Source organism: Streptomyces sp. NPDC002669, from assembly GCF_042889165.1.
Classification (GTDB): Bacteria; Actinomycetota; Actinomycetes; order Streptomycetales; family Streptomycetaceae; genus Streptomyces.
In genome coordinates this window covers 95,219-113,480 of the sequence record NZ_JBIAQQ010000011.1, presented here as the reverse complement: position 1 = coordinate 113,480, position 18,262 = coordinate 95,219, and the positions used below count along the sequence as shown (strand labels likewise).

Below are 18,262 nucleotides of genomic sequence, written 5' to 3'. Positions count from 1 at the left end.
CCCCTTCGGACGTACGGGGCACCGGAGTTCAGCCCGCCGACCCGGCCGGACCGGCCTCCCCGCCGCGGAACACCTCGTCGACGAGGCGCTGCGTCGCCTGCTGGAACGGCACGGCCAGGGACAGCGCGGCGTCGTCCACGTAGTTCAGCGTGCCGGTCATGATCCTGCTGCCGTCGGGCGTGGCGTACATCAGCGCCGCGTGACCGGCGGCGCCGCCGTTGTGGTTGATGACGATGCCGCCGTCGCCCGTGTCCTGCACGAACACCCCCAGGCCGTAGCCCGTGCCGGGGATGGGCGTGGGGCGCGGCGCGCACATCTCGGCCAGCAGCCCGGCCGGCAGGAGCCTGCCGCCCACCAGCGCGGAGACGAACGTGCCCAGGTCCCGGGAGGTCGAGATCATGTCACCGCCACTGGAGATCCAGGAGGGGTTCAGCTCGGTCACGTCGACCGTCCTCTCCTCGCCCCCGTCCTCGTACCGGTAGTAGGCGTGGGCGTGCGGCTCGGCGATCTCCGTCTGCGTGGTGGGCACCACGGTGCCCGACAGGCCGAGCGGCTCCAGGATCAGCCGCCGCGCCTCCTCGGTGATCGAGCGGCCGGTGACCTGCTCGATCAGCAGCCTGGCCAGCACGTAGTTGGTGTTGGAGTAGCTCCAGTCCGTACCCGGTTCGAACCGTGCCGGCCTGGACAGTGCGAGGCGCACCAGCTCCTCCGGCGCGTAGGTCCTGAAGCGGTTGTCCACCCACTCCTTGCCCGCGGTGGTGGCCGGGATGCCCGGCACCATCGTCCCGTCCTCGTAGTACTCCCCGGTGAAGTTGAAGATCCCGCTGGTGTGCTGCAACAGCATCCGCACCGTGATCCGCCGGTCCGGCCCGAACCCGGGCAGGTGGTCGGCCACCGGGTCGTCCAGCCCGATCCTGCCCTCGGCCACCAGTTGCAGCACCAGGGTCGCGACGAAGGTCTTGGTGCTGCTGCCGATCCGGACGTGCCCGCCCAACGGCGGCTTCGCGGCCTCTCCCAGCCGGCTCGCTCCGGCGCTGCCGGCCCACTCGCCGCGCTCGTCGCGCACCCGCAGCGTGACCCCGGTGATGCCGGAGCCGACGATCTCCTCCAGGGCCTTCCGGAGTTCCGGACGCTCGTGGTCGGCGGCGGCAGCGGCGTCGGACGCGTTCTCGTCCCGGTCAAAAAGGCTGATGGACATGGTGTGTGCTCCCTCGGGTCCGTCGTGCTCGGGATCGGCGCCCGTCGGGGCCCGCCGATGCGACGAGCCTCCACCCTGACCCGAGGTCAACCTCAAGTGTGATCCGGCCCACACCCGCCCACGGCGCCTCAGGCGCGGCGGACCTTCCAGAGCCACGCCGCCGCGGCGCTCATCAGGGCGAGCATCACCAGGTTGGGCAGCAGGACCGGGCCGCCGCTCGCGTCACTGGACAGGTTCCAGGTCGCGATGACGACGCTCGGCAGGACGGCGGTGAGCAGTACACCGGTGGTCTTCTGGACGGCGGTCCAGTGCACCGAGGTGCACAGGAGCACCGCGCCGACGATCCGGAACAGTCCGCCGAACAGCGGGCCGGGCTGCTCGGAGAGGACCATCACGAAGGGCAGCGAGAGGACGATCATCAGGAGCGGGACCAGCGGGTGCACCTTGCCGCGCCGGGGAGCGGGTGCGGCACCGCCCGCGGCCGGCGCCCCGGCCGCACCGGTCCCCGCCTCGGCCAGCGCCGTCGCCGCGATCGCGCGGGGGTCCCCCAGCTCCGCCAGGATCTCGCCGAGCGCGGCCTCGGGCCGCTCGGCGCGCGTCACCTCGATGTGCTCGGCGAGGTCGGCGAGGAGCTCCTGACGGCGGTCGGCGGGAAGCGCGGACGCCTCGCGCTCGACGGCGGAGAGGTAGTCGCGTACGGGGTCGGCAGAAGTCTTCATGCGAGGTCTCCGGTGAGGGGTTTCGAGGTGGTCAGGAAGGCGTCGACGGCGTTGCGGAAATCGGGCCAGACGCGGGTGAACTCGTCGAGCGCGGCCCGGCCGCTGTCGGTGAGCGCGTAGTAGCGACGGGGCGGCCCGGAGGCGGACTCCTGCCAGCTGGTGGTGACCAGGTCGTCGCGGCGGAGCCGGGAGAGCAGCGGGTAGACCGTGCCCTGACTGGTGGCCAGGGCCCCGGACTCCTCCAGCGACTGGAGGAGCTCCACGCCGTAGCGGGGACGGTCCCGCATCAGGGCGAGTACGCAGTACTCCAGGACCCCCTTGCGCAGCTGGGCGGCTGCGCGGGCCTGCTTGGTCGAATCACCTGGTTCCATGCGATGCAAGATACCTGGTCGAGCAAGTGGTTGGAAAGGGGGGTCCGCTCACCTGTTCGCCCGACGAGCCGGATGCCGTTCACCCGACGGCCCGGACGGCGTTCGTCCAGCGGCCCGGACGACCTTCGCCCGGCGGCCCGGGACGGCGAAGGGCGGCACCCCCTCGACAGGGGTGCCGCCCTCGGAACGCGCCGGTTTCCGCTCAGCCGGCTCGGCGGACCTTGCCACGCCGCACCGCTGCGGCGATGCCACCACCCGCGACGACCAGCCCGGCGGCCACCCCGGCGAACGCCGCGGCGGTGCCGTTCGCCCCGGTCGCGGCGAGACCGCCCGTACCGGCCCCGGCGGCATCGTCCGCACCGGCCCCGGCGGCACCGCCCGTCCCTGCCTCGTCCGCGCCGGCCTGGACGAGGCCGCCCGTACCGGTTCCGACGGCTCCGTTCGTACCGGCCCCGGAGGAACCGGGCGCCTCGACCGCGTTGGCCTTCATGGTCCGGCCGATCCAGCCCGCGTAGGCGGGCGCGCTGCTGTAGAGACCGGGGCCCTGCGAGCACGGCACGCCCGGGACGCCGGGCCCCGAGGTGACACCGATCAGCTCCCAGCGGCCGTTCCGGCCCTTCTGGATCTGCGGCCCGCCGGAGTCCCCGAAGCAGGCCATGGCTTTGGGCACGGTGGTGACGGTGCACAGCCGGGTCCGGTCCGCGTAACCGGGCGCGCACTCGGACTCGGCGCCCCTGCGGGTGTTCAGCTCCTGCAACCGGTCCGGGAACCGGAACTCGGTGTCGACGGTGGTGCCGAACCCCAGGAGCCGGGTCGGCGTGCCGGGCTTCCCGGGCCGCCCGGCGATCCGGATGGGCCGCTCGGCCACCGGGCGGTCCAGGCGTATCAGCGCGACGTCGTCCTTGTTGGCGGCCTTGTCGTCGCCGTTCACATAGCCGGGGTGGGCGAAGATCCGGTCGATCTTCCGGACCGTGCCGCCGGACTTCCGGTGGTCGCTGCCGACGCGCACGATGCCCTCCAGTTCGAGGCCCTCGCCCTTCACGCAGTGGGCCGCCGTCAGCACCCACTGCCGGTCGATCAGCGACGCCCCGCAGTTCCCCTCGTCCAGCCCCTGCGCCGGGGCCGACTCCGGAATGCTCACCATGAACGGGTAACTCTCGCTGGATTCCGACCCGTTGACGATGGCTCCGGCGCTGCCGGCCATGACAGTGGCGCAGGCGGTGGCAGCGAGGACACCGACGGCGGCGGTGCGGACGGTACGGCGGCGAAACGGCTCGAAGCTGAACACGGGGGGGGTCCTTCTTGCTCGGTGGATCCTTGCCCGATCAGCCTCGCCACCCGGGCCCCGCCGGACCATCCGGCCAGCAGGCCGGTCGGCACTGCGGCTACCCCCCGCCCCCGCCGCCGCGCCCCCGAACGGAAGAAGCCCGGGTCGGAAGAGATCCGACCCGGGCTTCACGCCGAGCCCCCTGTCGGATTCGAACCGACGACCTACGCATTACAAGTGCGTTGCTCTGGCCAGCTGAGCTAAGGAGGCGTGCCGGAGCAGTGTAACCAACACCTCGCCCCGGGAGGTCCCGAAATTTCGCGGCCTTCGAACTGCTGACAGATTCGAAATGGCCAGGTAGCGTCGCGGAAGGCTCACTCAAGTGGACCAGACCACTCCCTTACTCGGATCGTCCGGCACGTTCCTGCCGGTGAAGGAGAAGATTCCGCATGGCCAGTGTCACGTTCGACAAGGCGTCCCGCGTCTACCCCGGCTCCACGAAGCCGGCCGTGGACCAGCTGGAGATCGACATCGCGGACGGCGAGTTCCTCGTCCTCGTCGGCCCCTCCGGTTGTGGCAAGTCGACCTCCCTGCGCATGCTCGCGGGTCTTGAGGACGTCAACGGCGGCGCGATCCGCATCGGCGACCGCGACGTCACTCACCTGCCGCCGAAGGACCGGGACATCGCCATGGTGTTCCAGAACTACGCGCTCTACCCGCACATGACCGTCGCGGACAACATGGGCTTCGCGCTCAAGATCGCCGGGGTCAACAAGACCGAGATCCGGGCGAAGGTCGAAGAGGCCGCCAAGATGCTGGACCTCACCGACTACCTGGACCGCAAGCCGAAGGCGCTCTCCGGTGGTCAGCGCCAGCGTGTGGCGATGGGCCGCGCCATCGTGCGTGAGCCGCAGGTCTTCCTCATGGACGAGCCGCTGTCGAACCTCGACGCCAAGCTCCGCGTCTCCACCCGTACGCAGATCGCCTCGCTCCAGCGCCGTCTGGGCATCACGACCGTGTACGTCACCCACGACCAGGTCGAGGCCCTCACCATGGGCGACCGGGTCGCGGTCCTCAAGGACGGCCTGCTCCAGCAGGTCGACTCGCCGCGCAACATGTACGACAGGCCGGCGAACCTCTTCGTGGCCGGCTTCATCGGCTCCCCGGCCATGAACCTGGTCGAGGTCCCGATCACCGACGGCGGCGTGAAGTTCGGCAACAGCGTCGTCCCGGTCTCCCGCGAGGCGCTCTCCGCCGCCGCGGACAAGGGCGACACGACCGTCACGGTCGGCATCCGCCCCGAGCACTTCGACATCGTCGAGCACGGCGGCGCCGCCGCGAAGTCCATGTCCAAGGACAGCTCGGACGCCCCGGCCGGCCTGGCCGTCTCGGTCAACGTGGTCGAGGAGCTGGGCGCCGACGGCTTCGTCTACGGCTCCGCGCGGGTCGGCGGCGAGGACAAGGACCTGGTCGTCCGCGTCGGCGGCCGCGCCGTCCCGGAGAAGGGCACCAAGCTCCACGTCGTGCCGCGCCCGGACGAGCTGCACGTCTTCTCCACCTCGACGGGTGCCCGCCTCACCGACTGACGCCCCGCAGCAACGCGCGAACGGCCCCGCACTCCCGGTGGAGTGCGGGGCCGTTCGCACGCCACGGGGCGGTTTCGGGTTTGGGAGGCGCGGCCCCGGATTCCCCGGCACACCGGGCATTTCGACGCCCGGCGTCAACACGGGATTCGAAAAGCACTCTCGAACCTTCCCCCTCAAGGGTGACGAAATGTCGCCATATCATTACTGCCCGCTACGCTCGCTGCGTGACCCAGACTGCACGCCGCATCGGCCGATCCCTCGCCTTCGTCCTGCCCGTCGTGATGGTCCTCTCCGGGACCCTCGCCGTCACCAGCGTGCCGTGGGCGGCGAACAACTCCGAGCCGCAGGTCCTGACCGCGTCGGCGCACGACATCTCGAAGCGCGCCGAGGCGCGCACCCCGCAGGACGCCCTGCGCGACCGGCTGCTCGTGGAGCTCCGGGAGAAGGACCCGGGCGTCGCGCTGACGGACCTCCAGCGCTCCGTCGAGGGCCGTCCCTCGCTCGCCCGGCACTGCATGTCGATCGCGAAGGCCCTGGGCCGCGCCGCGGTCGACAAGTACGGCCCCACGCAGGCCCACCGGTTCTCCCGCCCCGTCTGCGACACCTCGTTCGCCTCGGGGGTCGCGCAGTTCAGCTGACCGGACGTTCCGGGCACCGCCTATCGTGCCTGGCATGCATACGTATCCGACGCAGGCCGTGGTCCTGGCAGGCGGCCAGGGGTCGCGGCTGCGCCCGTACACCGACGACCGCCCCAAGCCGATGGTCGAGATCCCGGGCACCGGGACTCCGATCATCGGCCATCAGCTTTCCTGGCTGGCCGCCGAGGGCGTGACCGACGCCGTGGTGTCGTGCGGTCACCTGGCCGAGGTGCTGCAGGAATGGCTGGCCTCCGCGGTGCTGCCGCTGCGCGTGACGACCGTCGTGGAGTCCGAGCCGCTGGGCCGCGGCGGCGGCCTGAAGTACGCGGCCGCCCGGCTGCCCGAGCCCGAGCAGCCCTGGTACGCCACCAACGGCGACATCTGGACACGCTTCTCCCTGCGCGAGATGGCCGCGTTCCACGCCGAACGCGACGCGACCGCCACCCTGGCCCTGGCCCGTCCCCGCATCCCCTGGGGTGCCGTGGAGACGGACGCCTTCGGGCACATCACCGACTTCATCGAGTCGCCGCCCTCGCCGTACCTGATCAACGCCGGTGTGTACGTCTTCTCCCCGGCGTTCACGAAGCTGCTGCCGGACCGGGGCGACCACGAGCGGACGACGTTCCCCGGGCTGGCCCGTGAGCGCAGGCTCGCCGGGTACCCGCTGCCGCACGGGGCGTACTGGCGGGCCATCGACACGGCGAAGGACCTGACCGAGGCGGCCAAGGAACTCGGCGCGCGGTAACGCGCGGCGGACCGCGGGAAGCCGCGCGAAGGGGCGGTCACCGGAACGAACCGGTGACCGCCCCTTCGTGCTGGGCCGGCGTGCGGGCCGTGGGCCGGGCCTCCCCGCCCGGTGCCCGCGGCCCGCCATCGGTGGCTCAGCCGAGCAGGCCGCCGATGGGGTTCTGGCCGCCGGAGGAGGAGCCCCCGGTGGAATCGCCGTCGTCCGAACCGCCGGAGGAGCCGCCGCCCGTGCCCGTGGAACCGGAGGACGTCGGGCCCGAGCTGCTGGCGGCCGGGGGCTGCTGCGGTGCCGTCTGCGGCGGCACCTGCTGGCTCGTGCCCTGGGTCTGGCTGGGCTGCCCCGCGCCGGCCGTCTGGCCGGACGACTCACGGACGGTGTCCGCGGCGGGCGTGGACGCCCCCGCCGTCGGGGTGGTGGGGGCGACGCTGCGGGACGGGGCGGGCCGCTCGCCGGCGGGCGATTGCGTGGCCCGGCCGCTGCGGGACTCCTCGGGCAGCGGGGAGCCGGGCAGCCGGTTGGTCGGCTCGCCGTTCGGACCGGGCACGGTGACGACCACGGAGGACCGCACCGCGCCACCGAGCAGGGAACCCACCAGCAGGGTGAGGCCGACGACGACGGAGGCGACGACGGCGCCCCGGCGCAGCACCCGGCGGCGCAGCTCCCAGATCGCCGAGCGCGGACCGAGCCTGCGCCACGCCTCGCCCGCGAGCCGCCCGTCGAGCGAGTAGACCGGCGCACCCGCGATGATCAGCGGGCTCCAGGCGGCGAGGTAGATGATGTCCGGCGCGTCGTAGGCGGCCACGTTCCGCCAGCTGACGGTGACCAGCAGGGCGGCGGACAGCAGCGCGCCGACCATGGCGGAGACCCGCTGCCAGAGGCCGAGGACGGTGAGCACGCCGACGACGACCTGGAGGAAGGCGACGGTCAGCCCGGCCCCGACCGGGTGGGAGAGCGCGAAGTCGCGCAGCGGCTCGGCCAGCGCCCAGGGGTGCAGCGAGTTCAGCCACTTGACCATGGAGCCGCGCTCGCCGCCGTCGAAGAAGACGGGGTCGCACAGCTTGCCCATGCCGGCGTAGATGGAGATGAAGCCCAGGAAGACCCGCAGCGGCAGCAGCACGACGCCGAGGTTCATCCGGCGGCCCGGGTAGTAGGCGTGCCGGACGGAGTCGCCGGGGCGCCTGTCCCGGTCCTCCGCCTCCTCGTAGTCCTCCCCGTCGTAGCCGTCCGCGGCGAAACCGTCCGCGGCGTACGCCGGCGTTCCGTACGGTGGGCTGTCCACGGGGTCGTAGGCGCCGACCGCCCGGCGCATGGGCGGCAGCAGGGGGCCGCCGTCGTAGGGGCCCGGCTGCTGGGGTGCGGTGATGACGGGGTTGGGCTGGGTCTCCTCCAGGCAGTCGATGCCGCCGGGGACCTGCCCGCCGTCGAACTCCGGGGCCGCGTAGGGGTCGTAGGAGTCGTACCCGGCTCCCGGACGGCCCGCGGTGGAGTTGCGCACGGCCTGGAGGAGTCCGGTGGCGCCGGGGTCGCCGGGGGCGGACCTGCCGCTCCACACGACGGGCGCGCGCCGTCCGCGCGCCGTCCCCGCGCCCCCGCTCATGGCGGGGATCCTGGGCCCGCCGACGGGCGCCAGACCGCGCAGCCGGGCGCGCTGGCCGGGGGCGAGCTGCACCCGGAAGCTGGCGTGGTTGACGATGACCTGCGCAGGATCGCAGTCCACCTTGGTCATGCTCAGGGCCGGTAGTTCGTCGAACCGAGGCGTTCTGGTGTCCACACTCATCTAACCGAGTGATGTGTGGTTAGGACACTGCTTTGACGGGCCCGATGTGTCCGAGGCCCGTCAACGGGCCGGGCGGGGGGCCGCTCCGGTCGGCCGCCCCCCGTACGGGTGGGCCGCTCAGGCCCGGCGGCGGGCGACCTCGTACAGGACGATCCCGGCCGCCACACCGGCGTTCAGCGACTCCGCGCCGCCCGGCATCGAGATGCGGACCCGGTAGTCGCAGGTCTCGCCGACCAGGCGGCCCAGGCCCTTGCCCTCGCTGCCGATGACGATGACGACGGGGCCGGCGAGCTCCTCCAGGTCCTCGACGGTGTGCTCGCCGTCGGCGGCGAGGCCGACGACCGTGAGACCGGCCTTCTGGTAGCCCTCCAGGGCCCGGGTCAGGTTCGTCACCCGGGAGACCGGCGTGCGCGCCGCCGTGCCCGCCGAGGACTTCCAGGCGCCCGCCGTCATCCCGGCCGCGCGCCGCTCGGGCACGACCACGCCGTGACCGCCGAAGGCGGAGACGGAACGGACGATCGCGCCCAGGTTGCGCGGGTCGGTGACCCCGTCGAGGGCGACGATGAGGGGGTCCTCGCCGTTGTCGTACGCGGCGGCGGTGAGGTCCTCCGGGTGCGCGTACTCGTACGGCGGGACCTGGAGGACGAGGCCCTGGTGGTTCAGGCCGTTCGTCATCCGGTCCAGCTCGGGGCGCGGGGCCTCCATCAGGTTGATGTTGCCGCGCGCGCCGGCGAGCTGGAGCGCCTCGCGGACCCGCTCGTCGTTGTCGATGTACTGCTGGACGTACAGCGTCGTCGCCGGGACGCCGTCGCGCAGGGCCTCGTAGACCGGGTTGCGGCCGACGACCATCTCGGAGGTGCCCTTGGCGCCGCCGCGCCGGGGGGCGGGGCGGCGGGCCGCGGCCTGCTTGGCCTGGGCGTTGGCGATGCGGTTCTTCTTGTGTCCCTTGCGGGCGGAGGCGGGCGGCGTCGGGCCCTTGCCCTCCAGGCCACGGCGTCGCTGCCCACCGCTGCCGACCTGCGCGCCCTTCTTGTTGGACGTGCGGCGGTTCCTGCGCTGGCTGTTCCCGGCCATGACCTACCTGTTTCGTTGCTTCTCAGACATGCGTACGTAAGTGAAGTGTGCCGCCCGGAACGCCGGGCGGCACACGGGGGCGGCTACTGGCGCGGGCCGAGTGTCCACCGCGGCCCGGTCGGGCCGTCCTCGATGACGAGTCCGGACTGGCCCAGCTGGTCGCGGATCGCGTCGGCGGCGGGCCAGTCCTTGCGGGTGCGGGCGGCCTCGCGCTGGTCCAGGACGAGCCGTACGAGCGTGTCGACCACCCCGTGCAGGTCGTCGCCGCGGTCGTTCTCGCCCGCCCAGTGCTCGTCGAGCGGGTCGAGGCCGAGGACGCCGAGCATCGCGCGGACCTCGGCGAGCCGGGCGACGGCCGCCTCCTTGTCGTCGGCGGCCAGCGCGGAGTTGCCCTGTCGGACCGTGGTGTGGACGATCGCGAGCGCCTGCGGGACGCCCAGGTCGTCGTCCATCGCCTCGGCGAAGGCCGGCGGCACCTCGGCGGCGGGCTCGACCGTCTCGCCCGCCTTCTCGGTGACGCGCTGCACGAAGCCCTCGATCCGCGCGAACGCGGACTCGGCCTCGCGCAGGGCCTCCTCGCTGTACTCGATCATCGACCGGTAGTGCGGGGTGCCGAGGTAGTAGCGCAGCACGATCGGGCGCCATGCCTTGACCATCTCGCTGACCAGCACGGAGTTGCCCAGCGACTTCGACATCTTCTCGCCGGACATGGTGACCCAGGCGTTGTGCACCCAGTACTTCGCGAACTCGTCGCCGTACGCCTTGGCCTGGGCGATCTCGTTCTCGTGGTGCGGGAAGATCAGGTCGAGGCCGCCGCCGTGGATGTCGAAGGCGGTCCCGAGGTACTTGTGCGCCATGGCGGAGCACTCCAGGTGCCAGCCGGGGCGGCCGCGGCCCCACGGGGTCTCCCAGCTGGGCTCGCCCGGCTTGGCCGCCTTCCACATGGCGAAGTCGCGCTGGTCGCGCTTGCCGGTCTCGCCCTCGCCGGACGGCTGGCGCAGGTCGTCGAGGTCCTGGTTGGACAGCTCCAGGTAGCCGGGGAAGGAGCGTACGTCGAAGTAGACGTTGCCGTCGGCCTCGTAGGCGTGACCGCGCTCGATCAGGCCCCGCATCATCTCGATCATCTCGGGGACGTGGCCGGTCGCCCGCGGTTCGTAGGTGGGCGGGAGGCAACCGAGCGCGTCGTAGCCCGCGTTGAACGCCCGCTCGTTCTCGTACCCGATCGACCACCACGGGCGGCCCTGTTCGGCGGACTTCGTGATGATCTTGTCGTCGATGTCGGTGACGTTCCGGATGAACGTGACGTCGTAGCCGCGGTACTCGAACCAGCGGCGCATGATGTCGAAGTTCAGTCCGGACCGGATGTGCCCGATGTGCGGGGCGGCCTGGACGGTCGCGCCACAGAGGTAGATCGAGACACAGCCCGCTGTGAGCGGGACGAAATCACGGGTCTGCCGGGCGCTGGTGTCGTACAGGCGAATAGTCACGCCTCAAGGGTAGTGGGCGCGCACCAGTGCCCCGCGACCCCTTGGGGATCGCGGGGAAAAAGTTTCTCGCGGCGGTGTTCCCGGCCGGGTGCGCTCAGAGGTGTCCGACGACCTTCCGCGGGGTGATCCGGACGACCACCCGCTGGGCGTCGTCGACGGACGAGGGGTTGAAGTCCGCGTACTTCTTGCCGGTGTACTTCACCGACAGCTCCTCGATGAGCTCCGGTCCGCCCTCGGTGGTCAGCTCGGCGGTGCCGCGGATCTCGGCGTACGTGTACGGGGCGTCGAAGGGCTGCACGACGACGGTGACCCGCGGGTCGCGGCGCAGGTTCTTCTCCTTGCGGCGGCCGACCGTCGTCGAGATGAGCACGTCGTCGCCGTCGCGCTTGACCCAGACCGGGGAGACCTGGGGGCTGCCGTCGGGCTGGATGGTGGCGACGGTGACGAAGACCGGGGTGTCGAGAAGCGCCTTGAGCTTGTCGGAGAGTGCGGCGGTCATGGCGTACGTCCTCCAGGGGATCGATGGTGCTCCTACTCGTACCCCAACCCCGGCCCGCTCCCTCCGCTTCCCGGTCCTGCCCACCGGAAGGGTCAACGCCGGTGCGGCACCCGCGAGCGGAACGGCGGCCGGCACCGGCCGCCGCACCGGCCCCGGAGCCCCGGCGGACCGGGACCGTACGGACGTCAGCCCGTGCGGTACACCAGCGCGGTCGCGATCCCGGCGAGGCCCTCGCCCCGCCCGGTGAAGCCGAGCCCGTCGGACGTGGCGGCGGAGAGCGAGACGGGCGCCCCCACGGCGGCCGACAGCACCCGCTGCGCCTCCTCGCGCCGCTTGCCGATCTTCGGCCGTACGCCGACGACCTGGACGGCGACGTTTCCGATCCCGAAGCCCTCGGCCCGCACGATCCGCGCCGCCTCGGCCAGCAGGGTCACCCCGGCGGCGCCGGACCACTCGGGCCGACCGGTGCCGAAGTGCTGCCCGAGGTCACCGAGCCCGGCGGCCGAGAAGAGCGCGTTGCACGCGGCGTGGGCGACGACGTCGGCGTCGGAGTGCCCGGCGAGCCCCGGCCCCTCGCCCTCCCAGAGCAGCCCCGCGCACCACAGCTCGCGGCCCTCCTCGAAGGCGTGGATGTCGGTGCCGATCCCGACCTGCGGGATCACCGGGACGGCCCGTTCCGCGGAAGTGGCCCCTCCGGAAGCCGCCGCTGCCGCGGGAACCATCGTTTCTTCGCGGGCCGCCGTTTCCTCAGAAGCCATCGTTCGCCCTCCTGCGTGCGAGTACCGCCTCGGCCAGCACCAGGTCCAGCGGCCGGGTCACCTTGAACGCCTCCTCGTGCCCGGGGACCACCACGACGGGCGCCCCGAGCCGTTCCACCATGCCCGCGTCGTCCGTGGCGCCCTCGCCGTCCACGGCGACGGCGGCGTGCGCGCGCACCAGCGTCTCCCGGTCGAAGCCCTGCGGGGTCTGCACGGCGCGCAGCCTGGCCCGCACGGGCGTGCCGAGCACCGGCTCCGCCTCACCCGGCGCACCGGGCTCGACCTCCTTGACGGTGTCGGCGAGCGGCAGCGCGGGAACGACGGCGGGCGCCCCCTCGCGCACCGCCTCGATCACCGCGTCCACCGTGTCGACGGGCACCAGCGGGCGCGCCGCGTCGTGGACGAGGACGGCGGAGACGTCCTCGGGCAGCGCCTCGATGCCGAGGCGCACGGACTCCTGCCGGGTGTTGCCGCCGGGCACCACGAGGTAGTCGGTGCGCTCGGGCAGGGCGTGCTCGTCGAGCAGGTTCTTGACCTCGCCGGCGCCGTCCGGCGGGGCCACCACGACGACCAGGGAGACGGAACGGGAGGCCGCCATGGCCCGTACCGCGTGGATGAGCATGGGCGTCCCGCCCAGCGCGCGGAGCGCCTTGGGGGCGCCGGGGCCGAGCCGCACGCCGCGACCGGCCGCGGGAATCACCGCTGCGGTGCGGTACGGACGCGATTGATCAGACATCGGTTGCACTCCGGAGCTTCGGCATGTTTGTTTCCACGGTCGACGTGGGTATGGCCACAAGCGAGCCGGGCGCCACGCCCCGATTCGACCGGGCCCTTTCCGTGACACCCGATCGAAATCGGACGAACCGCACCGGTCGCTCGGGATCGGTCGTGTCGGCCGTATCGGCTGTACAAGATCACGAGCAACGTATCGGGGGCATCACCGATGAAGCCAACGCATCGGTGAATCGAAACGCAATCCGGACGGGCGGCGTTCCGAATCCGGACATGCCGCACCGGGTCCGGACATGCCGCAATGCCCGGCGACGTACCGTGAATTCGGTCGTCAGCGGGCACTGCGGCACATTTATTGCAACCGGTGCGAAACCGGGTCAGGACGCGAGGACCTCGTCGAGCAGAGCCTCGGCCTTGTCCTCGTTGGTGTTCTCCGCGAGGGCGAGTTCGCTCACCAGGATCTGGCGAGCCTTGGCGAGCATGCGCTTCTCGCCCGCGGACAGTCCGCGCTCGCGCTCACGGCGCCACAGGTCGCGCACCACCTCGGCGACCTTGATGACATCGCCGGAGGCGAGCTTCTCGAGATTTGCCTTGTAGCGCCGGGACCAGTTCGTCGGCTCCTCGGCATACGGTGCGCGAAGCACCTCGAAGACCCGGTCCAGCCCTTCCTGCCCGACCACGTCGCGCACGCCCACGAACTCCGCATTGTCCGCCGGCACACGAACCGTCAAGTCGCCCTGGGCGACCTTGAGCACCAAGTAGGTCTTGTCCACGCCTTTGATCTGGCGAGTTTCGATAGCCTCGATCAGCGCGGCCCCGTGATGGGGATAGACCACGGTGTCGCCAACCTTGAACGTCATGTGACAGGTACCCCTTCCGTGGCTATCAAGAGTAACACGAGAACTGCTTCTCCTGAATGGCGTTTTCGCAGGTCAGGGCATATCTCGGGGCTTGACAACAGCGACGCGCACGTGCTGCGGAAGGTTCCCGGAAGGCGGTATTCGCAGGTCGGAGCGGTTGTGCGGGCGAGGTGAAACACGCGCGTCGCACGCATCGGAACCGGCTCCCGGAGGGGTCTAACATCCCGTTTTGTCGGATTCCTGACACCGGAGTTTCCTCACTCCGTTCGGAGATCGATCATCCGTACGGATGTAACTGGCGCCGATCAATGGAATTGATCAACAACCCGATGCGAGCGCTTATGCGCACGGAATGCGCCATGCTCCATGAATTGATCACCGGCAATATGTGAACGGCGTGTGTCGACCCGTTTCGGACCGCGCGGACCTGCAAACCTTTGCCGGGCGCGGGCCCGGGAGAGGTGGGGATCGCGGAAGTTACCGGCAAGTCGGGAAGTCCGCGCACCGCCGTTCCGGATCTTGCCCGGACCCTGCCCGCATCCCGTCGGCATTTCCCCGGCATTCCACCGGGATCCCGTCCGGCCCGGCCGTGCCGGGGCCCTGCCGCCCGCCCCGGCACGGCCCGAAACGCGCTACAGGGGCGGGTCGGGTGCGGGGCGGCGGGGGCGGCTCGGTAGCCTAAGGCCGCTGACACACCCTTAGGGCGGCTTTACGTCGCCCGCCCCACCGTCCGCAGTCCGAACCGTTCAAGGAGTTGCCGCCGCCGTGAGCCGCAGCCTTCGACACGGCGCCCTCGCCGCCACAGCCATCGCGTTCTCGATCGCCTCGCTCGCCGCGTGCGGTGCGGGCAACGACGCAGCGACGCTGCAGATCAAGCCGGACAATGCCGCCACCACCATCGGCGACATCAGCGTCCAGAACGCGAGCGTCGTCACCCAGCCCGAGCTCACCGCCAAGGGTCCGGCCGTCGTCACCGCGACGGTGTTCAACAACGGCACGAAGCCGCAGACCCTGGAGGCCGTCACGCTGCCGGGTTCGAGCACCCCGGTGAAGCTGACCCCCGCCAAGGGCTCCGGGCCGATCGTGGTCCAGGCCGGCGACAAGGTGGTCCTGGGCGGTGCCGGCAACGCCTCCGCCGTGATCGAGAACGGCCTGGAGGCCGCCAAGGCCGGCGACGTGCAGCGCGTCGTCTTCAAGTTCAGCTCGACCGGCGAGGTCCCGCTCGGCGCGTTCGTGGTCCCGGCGAAGAGCTTCTTCGAGGGCTACGGCCCGAGCGCGCTGCCGACGCCGCCGGCGCAGCCGACCGGCACGGCCGGCCCGTCCGGGAAGCCCACCGGCACCCCCGCCGGTTCGGAGGCGGAGAACGGCGAGGGCGGCGAGACCACCCCGACCGACGCCTCGTCCGCCTCGGCCGAGGGCCACTGACCCGACGGGCCACCGCCGCCGCCCCGCACACCGCGCGGGCGGCCGCGGGACGGCCCGGGCGTGCGAACGGCGGAGGGCGCCCCCCGGATGAATGGGGGCGCCCTCCGCCGTTCGCGTACCGGCCGGCCTACGGCTCGAACTTGTACCCCAGGCCCCGCACCGTCACCAGGAAGCGCGGCGCTCCCGGGTCGGGCTCGATCTTGGCGCGCAGCCGCTTGACGTGGACGTCGAGGGTCTTGGTGTCGCCCACGTAGTCCGCGCCCCAGACCCGGTCGATGAGCTGCATGCGGGTCAGGACCCGGCCCGCGTTGCGCAGCAGCATCTCCAGCAGGTCGAACTCCTTGAGCGGCAGGTCGACCTTGCCGCCGGCGACGGTGACGACGTGGCGGTCCACGTCCATCCGCACCGGGCCCGCCTCCAGGGCGGCCGGGGCGACCTCCTCCGGCTCCCCGCGGCGACGCAGCACCGCGCGGATGCGGGCGACCAGCTCCCGCGAGGAGAACGGCTTGGTGACGTAGTCGTCGGCTCCTATTTCCAGGCCGACGACCTTGTCGATCTCGCTGTCCTTCGCCGTGACCATGATCACGGGGACGTTGGACCTGCTGCGCAGCTGACGGCAGACCTCCGTGCCGGGCAGGCCCGGCAGCATCAGGTCGAGCAGCACGAGGTCGGCGCCGTTGCGCTCGAACTCGTCAAGCCCGTCCGGGCCCGTGGCCGCGATCGCGACCTCGAAACCCTCCTTGCGGAGCATGTAGGACAGGGCGTCGCTGAAGGATTCCTCATCCTCGACGACGAGCACTCGGGTCACGGAAGGACCTCCGGGGCAGGGAACGGTTCAAGGGTGTCGGGGTGGGCGGGTCCGTAGGGGCCCTCGTCGTCGTTGACGATGAGCGGTCCGCCCGAGCTGCGGTCCCGCTCCCGCACGGAGCCCGCTTCGGGCAGCCGCAGGGTGAAGGTGGAGCCCTGGCCCTCCGAGCTCCAGACCGTGACCTCCCCGCCGTGCGAGGCGGCCACGTGCTTCACGATGGCGAGGCCGAGGCCGGTGCCACCGGTGGCCCGTGAGCGGGCCGGGTCGACGCGGTAGAAGCGTTCGAAGACCCGCTCGCGGTCCTTCTCCGAGATGCCGATCCCCTGGTCGGTCACGGCTATCTCGATCTGGTCCCCGCCGGGTACGGACAGTCGCCTGGCGGCGATGCCCACTCGGGTACGGGCGGGGCTGTAGTTGACGGCGTTCTCGACGAGGTTGCCGAGTGCCGCGGCGAGCTGGCCGCGGTTGCCCCAGATGCGGAGCTCCGCGGTGCCGCCGGCCGCCATGGTGATCTGCTTCGAGCCGGCCTGCTGGCGGCAGCGGTCGATGGCCTCGGCCACCAGCTCGTCCACCCGGACCGGTTCGGCGTCCTCCAGCGGGTCGTCGTTCTGCACCCGCGAGAGGTCGATGATCTCCTGCACGAGGTTGGTCAGCCGGGTCGCCTCGATCTGCATCCGGCCCGCGAACCGCTCCACGGCCTCCGGGTCGTCGGAGGCGTCCAGCACGGCCTCGGAGAGCAGCGAGAGCGCACCGACCGGGGTCTTGAGCTCATGGCTGACATTGGCGACGAAGTCCCGCCGCACCGCTTCTATCCGGCGGGCCTCGGTGAGGTCCTCGACCAGCAGGAGCACCAGCCGGGAGCCGAGCGGGGCGACCCGGGCGGAGACCGCGAGGGCCTCGCCGCGGCCCGTGCCGCGCCGGGGGAGGTCCAGTTCGACCTGCCGTATCTCACCGTCACGGCGGGTGTCCCTGGCCATGTTGAGCATCGCGTCGACGGCCAGCCGGCCGCCCCGGACCAGACCCAGCGCGTACGCGGCCGAGCTGGCCTTGACGACGCTGTCGCTCTCGTCGAGCACGACCGCCGAGGAGCTGAGCACGGAGAGGACCGTGTCCACCCCGGGCGGCAGGGGTGCGTTGCTGTCCGGCCGCAGGGAGGTGCGCGTGGGCTTCTTCTGGTCGCGCTCGCTCCAGCGGAACGCCAGCATGGCGACCACGCCGGTACACGCACCGCCGATCGCCGCAGCTGCGGCGACTGCCGCGTTCACGTCCATACGTCAAGGTTATGCAGGTCCGGGAGGACTATCCCAGCCATCCGGGTGTCTGTCCGAACACTCGTCTCCCAGAGTTCACCGAGGAGAAAGGGTTGATTCACTTGGGCGGCCGGAAGCCGACGCGTACGCCGATCAGGGTGGCAGCGTGGGGTTCACACCTGGCCCCGGCCTTACGAATGAGGACTGGAGAGGGACTTCCATGCGTGACGCGTACCACGAGGAACTCGACTCGATCGGCGAGGGGCTGGTCGAGATGGCCCGGCTCGTCGGGTCGGCGATCGGCCGGGCGACGACGTCCATGCTCGATGCCGATCTGAAGCTCGCGGAGAGCGTGATCGCCGCGGACCAGAAGGTCGACGACCTCCAGCACGACCTGGAGGCGCGGGCCATCGCCCTGCTCGCCCGCCAGCAGCCCGTGGCGACGGACCTGCGGATCGTGGTCACCTCGCTGCGGATGAGCGCCGACCTGGAACGCTCGGGCGACCTCGCCCAGCACGTCGCCAAGCTGGCCCGGCTGCGCTTCCCGGAGTCGGCGGTGCCCAACGACCTGCACGCCACCATCCTGGAGATGGGACAGCTGGCCCAGCGCCTGATGGCCAAGGCCGCCGAGGTGATCATCACCAAGGACGTCGACCTGGCGCTCCAGCTGGAACAGGACGACGACGAGATGGACCTGCTGCACCGCACGCTGTTCCAGCACCTGATGGACGACCGCTGGAAGCACGGCATCGAGACGGCCGTGGACGTGACGCTGCTCGGCCGGTACTACGAGCGCTTCGCCGACCACGCGGTGTCGGTCGCCAAGCGCGTCGTCTACCTGGTGACGGGCGAGCACGCCGACGAGATCCAGCAGCCGACCCCGGTGGAGGGCGCCTGACCCCGGCTCCTCGGCGGCCGTGGGGGCACGGCCCCGGCCCGCCCCCGGGAGGCGCGCGGGGGTGCGCGAAGGCGCATCCGGTCGCACATGTGTCTCTGCGCACGTGCGCCGTTGATGCGCCCGCCCGGGTGGGCATCCAATGGGGTGGGGCGGCACGTCTTGTCCGT

General features: G+C 71.7%; 18 protein-coding genes and 1 tRNA gene. 5 read left to right on the top strand and 14 right to left on the bottom strand.

Annotation, left to right across the window (positions count from 1 at the left end; genetic code table 11):
* Positions 1–28: 28 nt before the first annotated feature.
* From ACFYW1_RS18640 to ACFYW1_RS18620, 5 genes are all read right to left on the bottom strand, one after another.
* Entirely contained in the window at positions 29–1,198 is a 1,170-nt protein-coding gene (locus tag ACFYW1_RS18640; RefSeq protein ID WP_388993690.1) for a serine hydrolase domain-containing protein, read from the bottom strand.
* Between the two features lie 128 nt (positions 1,199–1,326).
* Positions 1,327–1,917 carry an HAAS signaling domain-containing protein gene (locus ACFYW1_RS18635; protein ID WP_388993687.1) on the bottom strand — a complete coding sequence of 197 codons (591 nt, stop codon included), beginning with the start codon at positions 1,915–1,917 and terminating at the stop codon, positions 1,327–1,329.
* A complete protein-coding gene (locus tag ACFYW1_RS18630) occupies positions 1,914–2,288 on the bottom strand; it encodes a PadR family transcriptional regulator (RefSeq protein ID WP_388993684.1) in 375 nt (124 codons plus the stop codon). Before ACFYW1_RS18630 ends, ACFYW1_RS18635 begins: the two co-directional genes overlap by 4 nt.
* Before the next feature lie 202 nt (positions 2,289–2,490).
* Positions 2,491–3,576 carry a S1 family peptidase gene (locus ACFYW1_RS18625; protein WP_388993680.1) on the bottom strand — a complete coding sequence of 362 codons (1,086 nt, stop codon included), beginning with the start codon at positions 3,574–3,576 and terminating at the stop codon, positions 2,491–2,493.
* Positions 3,577–3,751: 175 nt separating this feature from the next.
* Positions 3,752–3,825: transfer RNA gene (locus ACFYW1_RS18620), tRNA-Thr, on the bottom strand.
* 179 nt (positions 3,826–4,004) lie between these two features.
* On the opposite strand from ACFYW1_RS18620, the gene ACFYW1_RS18615 reads away from it, so the two are divergent.
* The 3 genes from ACFYW1_RS18615 to ACFYW1_RS18605 all read left to right on the top strand — a co-directional run bounded on the left by ACFYW1_RS18615 (position 4,005) and on the right by ACFYW1_RS18605 (position 6,524).
* Complete coding sequence (locus ACFYW1_RS18615; protein WP_388993677.1) at positions 4,005–5,141, top strand: ABC transporter ATP-binding protein; 1,137 nt, start codon at positions 4,005–4,007, stop codon at positions 5,139–5,141.
* 224 nt (positions 5,142–5,365) lie between these two features.
* A complete protein-coding gene (locus tag ACFYW1_RS18610) occupies positions 5,366–5,779 on the top strand; it encodes a hypothetical protein (RefSeq protein ID WP_388993674.1) in 414 nt (137 codons plus the stop codon).
* A 34-nt stretch (positions 5,780–5,813) separates the two neighbouring features.
* Positions 5,814–6,524 (top strand): NDP-sugar synthase, encoded by a 711-nt coding sequence (locus ACFYW1_RS18605; RefSeq protein ID WP_388993671.1) that lies wholly within the window; start codon positions 5,814–5,816, stop codon positions 6,522–6,524.
* Between the two features lie 136 nt (positions 6,525–6,660).
* Here the strand turns inward: ACFYW1_RS18605 and ACFYW1_RS18600 are convergent, their stop codons facing one another.
* The 7 genes from ACFYW1_RS18600 to ACFYW1_RS18570 form a co-directional block, all read right to left on the bottom strand.
* The gene (locus ACFYW1_RS18600) at positions 6,661–8,304 is read right to left on the bottom strand and encodes a DoxX family membrane protein (protein ID WP_388993668.1); all 1,644 of its coding nucleotides are present in this window, start codon (positions 8,302–8,304) and stop codon (positions 6,661–6,663) included.
* A 117-nt stretch (positions 8,305–8,421) separates the two neighbouring features.
* The gene (gene rlmB, locus ACFYW1_RS18595; protein WP_388993665.1) at positions 8,422–9,378 is read right to left on the bottom strand and encodes a 23S rRNA (guanosine(2251)-2'-O)-methyltransferase RlmB; all 957 of its coding nucleotides are present in this window, start codon (positions 9,376–9,378) and stop codon (positions 8,422–8,424) included.
* Between the two features lie 83 nt (positions 9,379–9,461).
* Positions 9,462–10,865: a cysteine--tRNA ligase gene (cysS, locus tag ACFYW1_RS18590; RefSeq protein WP_388993662.1), complete on the bottom strand. Its 1,404-nt coding sequence runs from the start codon at positions 10,863–10,865 to the stop codon at positions 9,462–9,464.
* A 94-nt stretch (positions 10,866–10,959) separates the two neighbouring features.
* On the bottom strand, positions 10,960–11,364 hold the full coding sequence (locus ACFYW1_RS18585) for a PPOX class F420-dependent oxidoreductase (protein ID WP_388993659.1): 405 nt from the start codon (positions 11,362–11,364) through the stop codon (positions 10,960–10,962).
* Positions 11,365–11,549: 185 nt separating this feature from the next.
* On the bottom strand, positions 11,550–12,086 hold the full coding sequence (gene ispF / locus ACFYW1_RS18580) for a 2-C-methyl-D-erythritol 2,4-cyclodiphosphate synthase (protein ID WP_388993998.1): 537 nt from the start codon (positions 12,084–12,086) through the stop codon (positions 11,550–11,552).
* A gap of 25 nt (positions 12,087–12,111) precedes the next feature.
* Entirely contained in the window at positions 12,112–12,858 is a 747-nt protein-coding gene (gene ispD, locus ACFYW1_RS18575) for a 2-C-methyl-D-erythritol 4-phosphate cytidylyltransferase (protein ID WP_388993656.1), read from the bottom strand.
* A gap of 373 nt (positions 12,859–13,231) precedes the next feature.
* Positions 13,232–13,714, bottom strand: coding sequence for a CarD family transcriptional regulator (locus ACFYW1_RS18570; protein WP_006380568.1), 483 nt, complete (start codon positions 13,712–13,714; stop codon positions 13,232–13,234).
* A 765-nt stretch (positions 13,715–14,479) separates the two neighbouring features.
* On the opposite strand from ACFYW1_RS18570, the gene ACFYW1_RS18565 reads away from it, so the two are divergent.
* Entirely contained in the window at positions 14,480–15,139 is a 660-nt protein-coding gene (locus ACFYW1_RS18565) for a DUF461 domain-containing protein (protein ID WP_388993652.1), read from the top strand.
* A 127-nt stretch (positions 15,140–15,266) separates the two neighbouring features.
* Here ACFYW1_RS18565 and ACFYW1_RS18560 read toward each other — a convergent pair whose 3' ends face one another.
* Complete coding sequence (locus ACFYW1_RS18560; protein ID WP_148837180.1) at positions 15,267–15,947, bottom strand: response regulator transcription factor; 681 nt, start codon at positions 15,945–15,947, stop codon at positions 15,267–15,269.
* The gene (locus tag ACFYW1_RS18555) at positions 15,944–17,218 is read right to left on the bottom strand and encodes a sensor histidine kinase (RefSeq protein WP_388993649.1); all 1,275 of its coding nucleotides are present in this window, start codon (positions 17,216–17,218) and stop codon (positions 15,944–15,946) included. Before ACFYW1_RS18555 ends, ACFYW1_RS18560 begins: the two co-directional genes overlap by 4 nt.
* Positions 17,219–17,417: 199 nt before the next feature.
* On the opposite strand from ACFYW1_RS18555, the gene phoU reads away from it, so the two are divergent.
* Positions 17,418–18,095: a phosphate signaling complex protein PhoU gene (gene phoU / locus ACFYW1_RS18550; protein ID WP_148837178.1), complete on the top strand. Its 678-nt coding sequence runs from the start codon at positions 17,418–17,420 to the stop codon at positions 18,093–18,095.
* Positions 18,096–18,262: the final 167 nt, after the last annotated feature.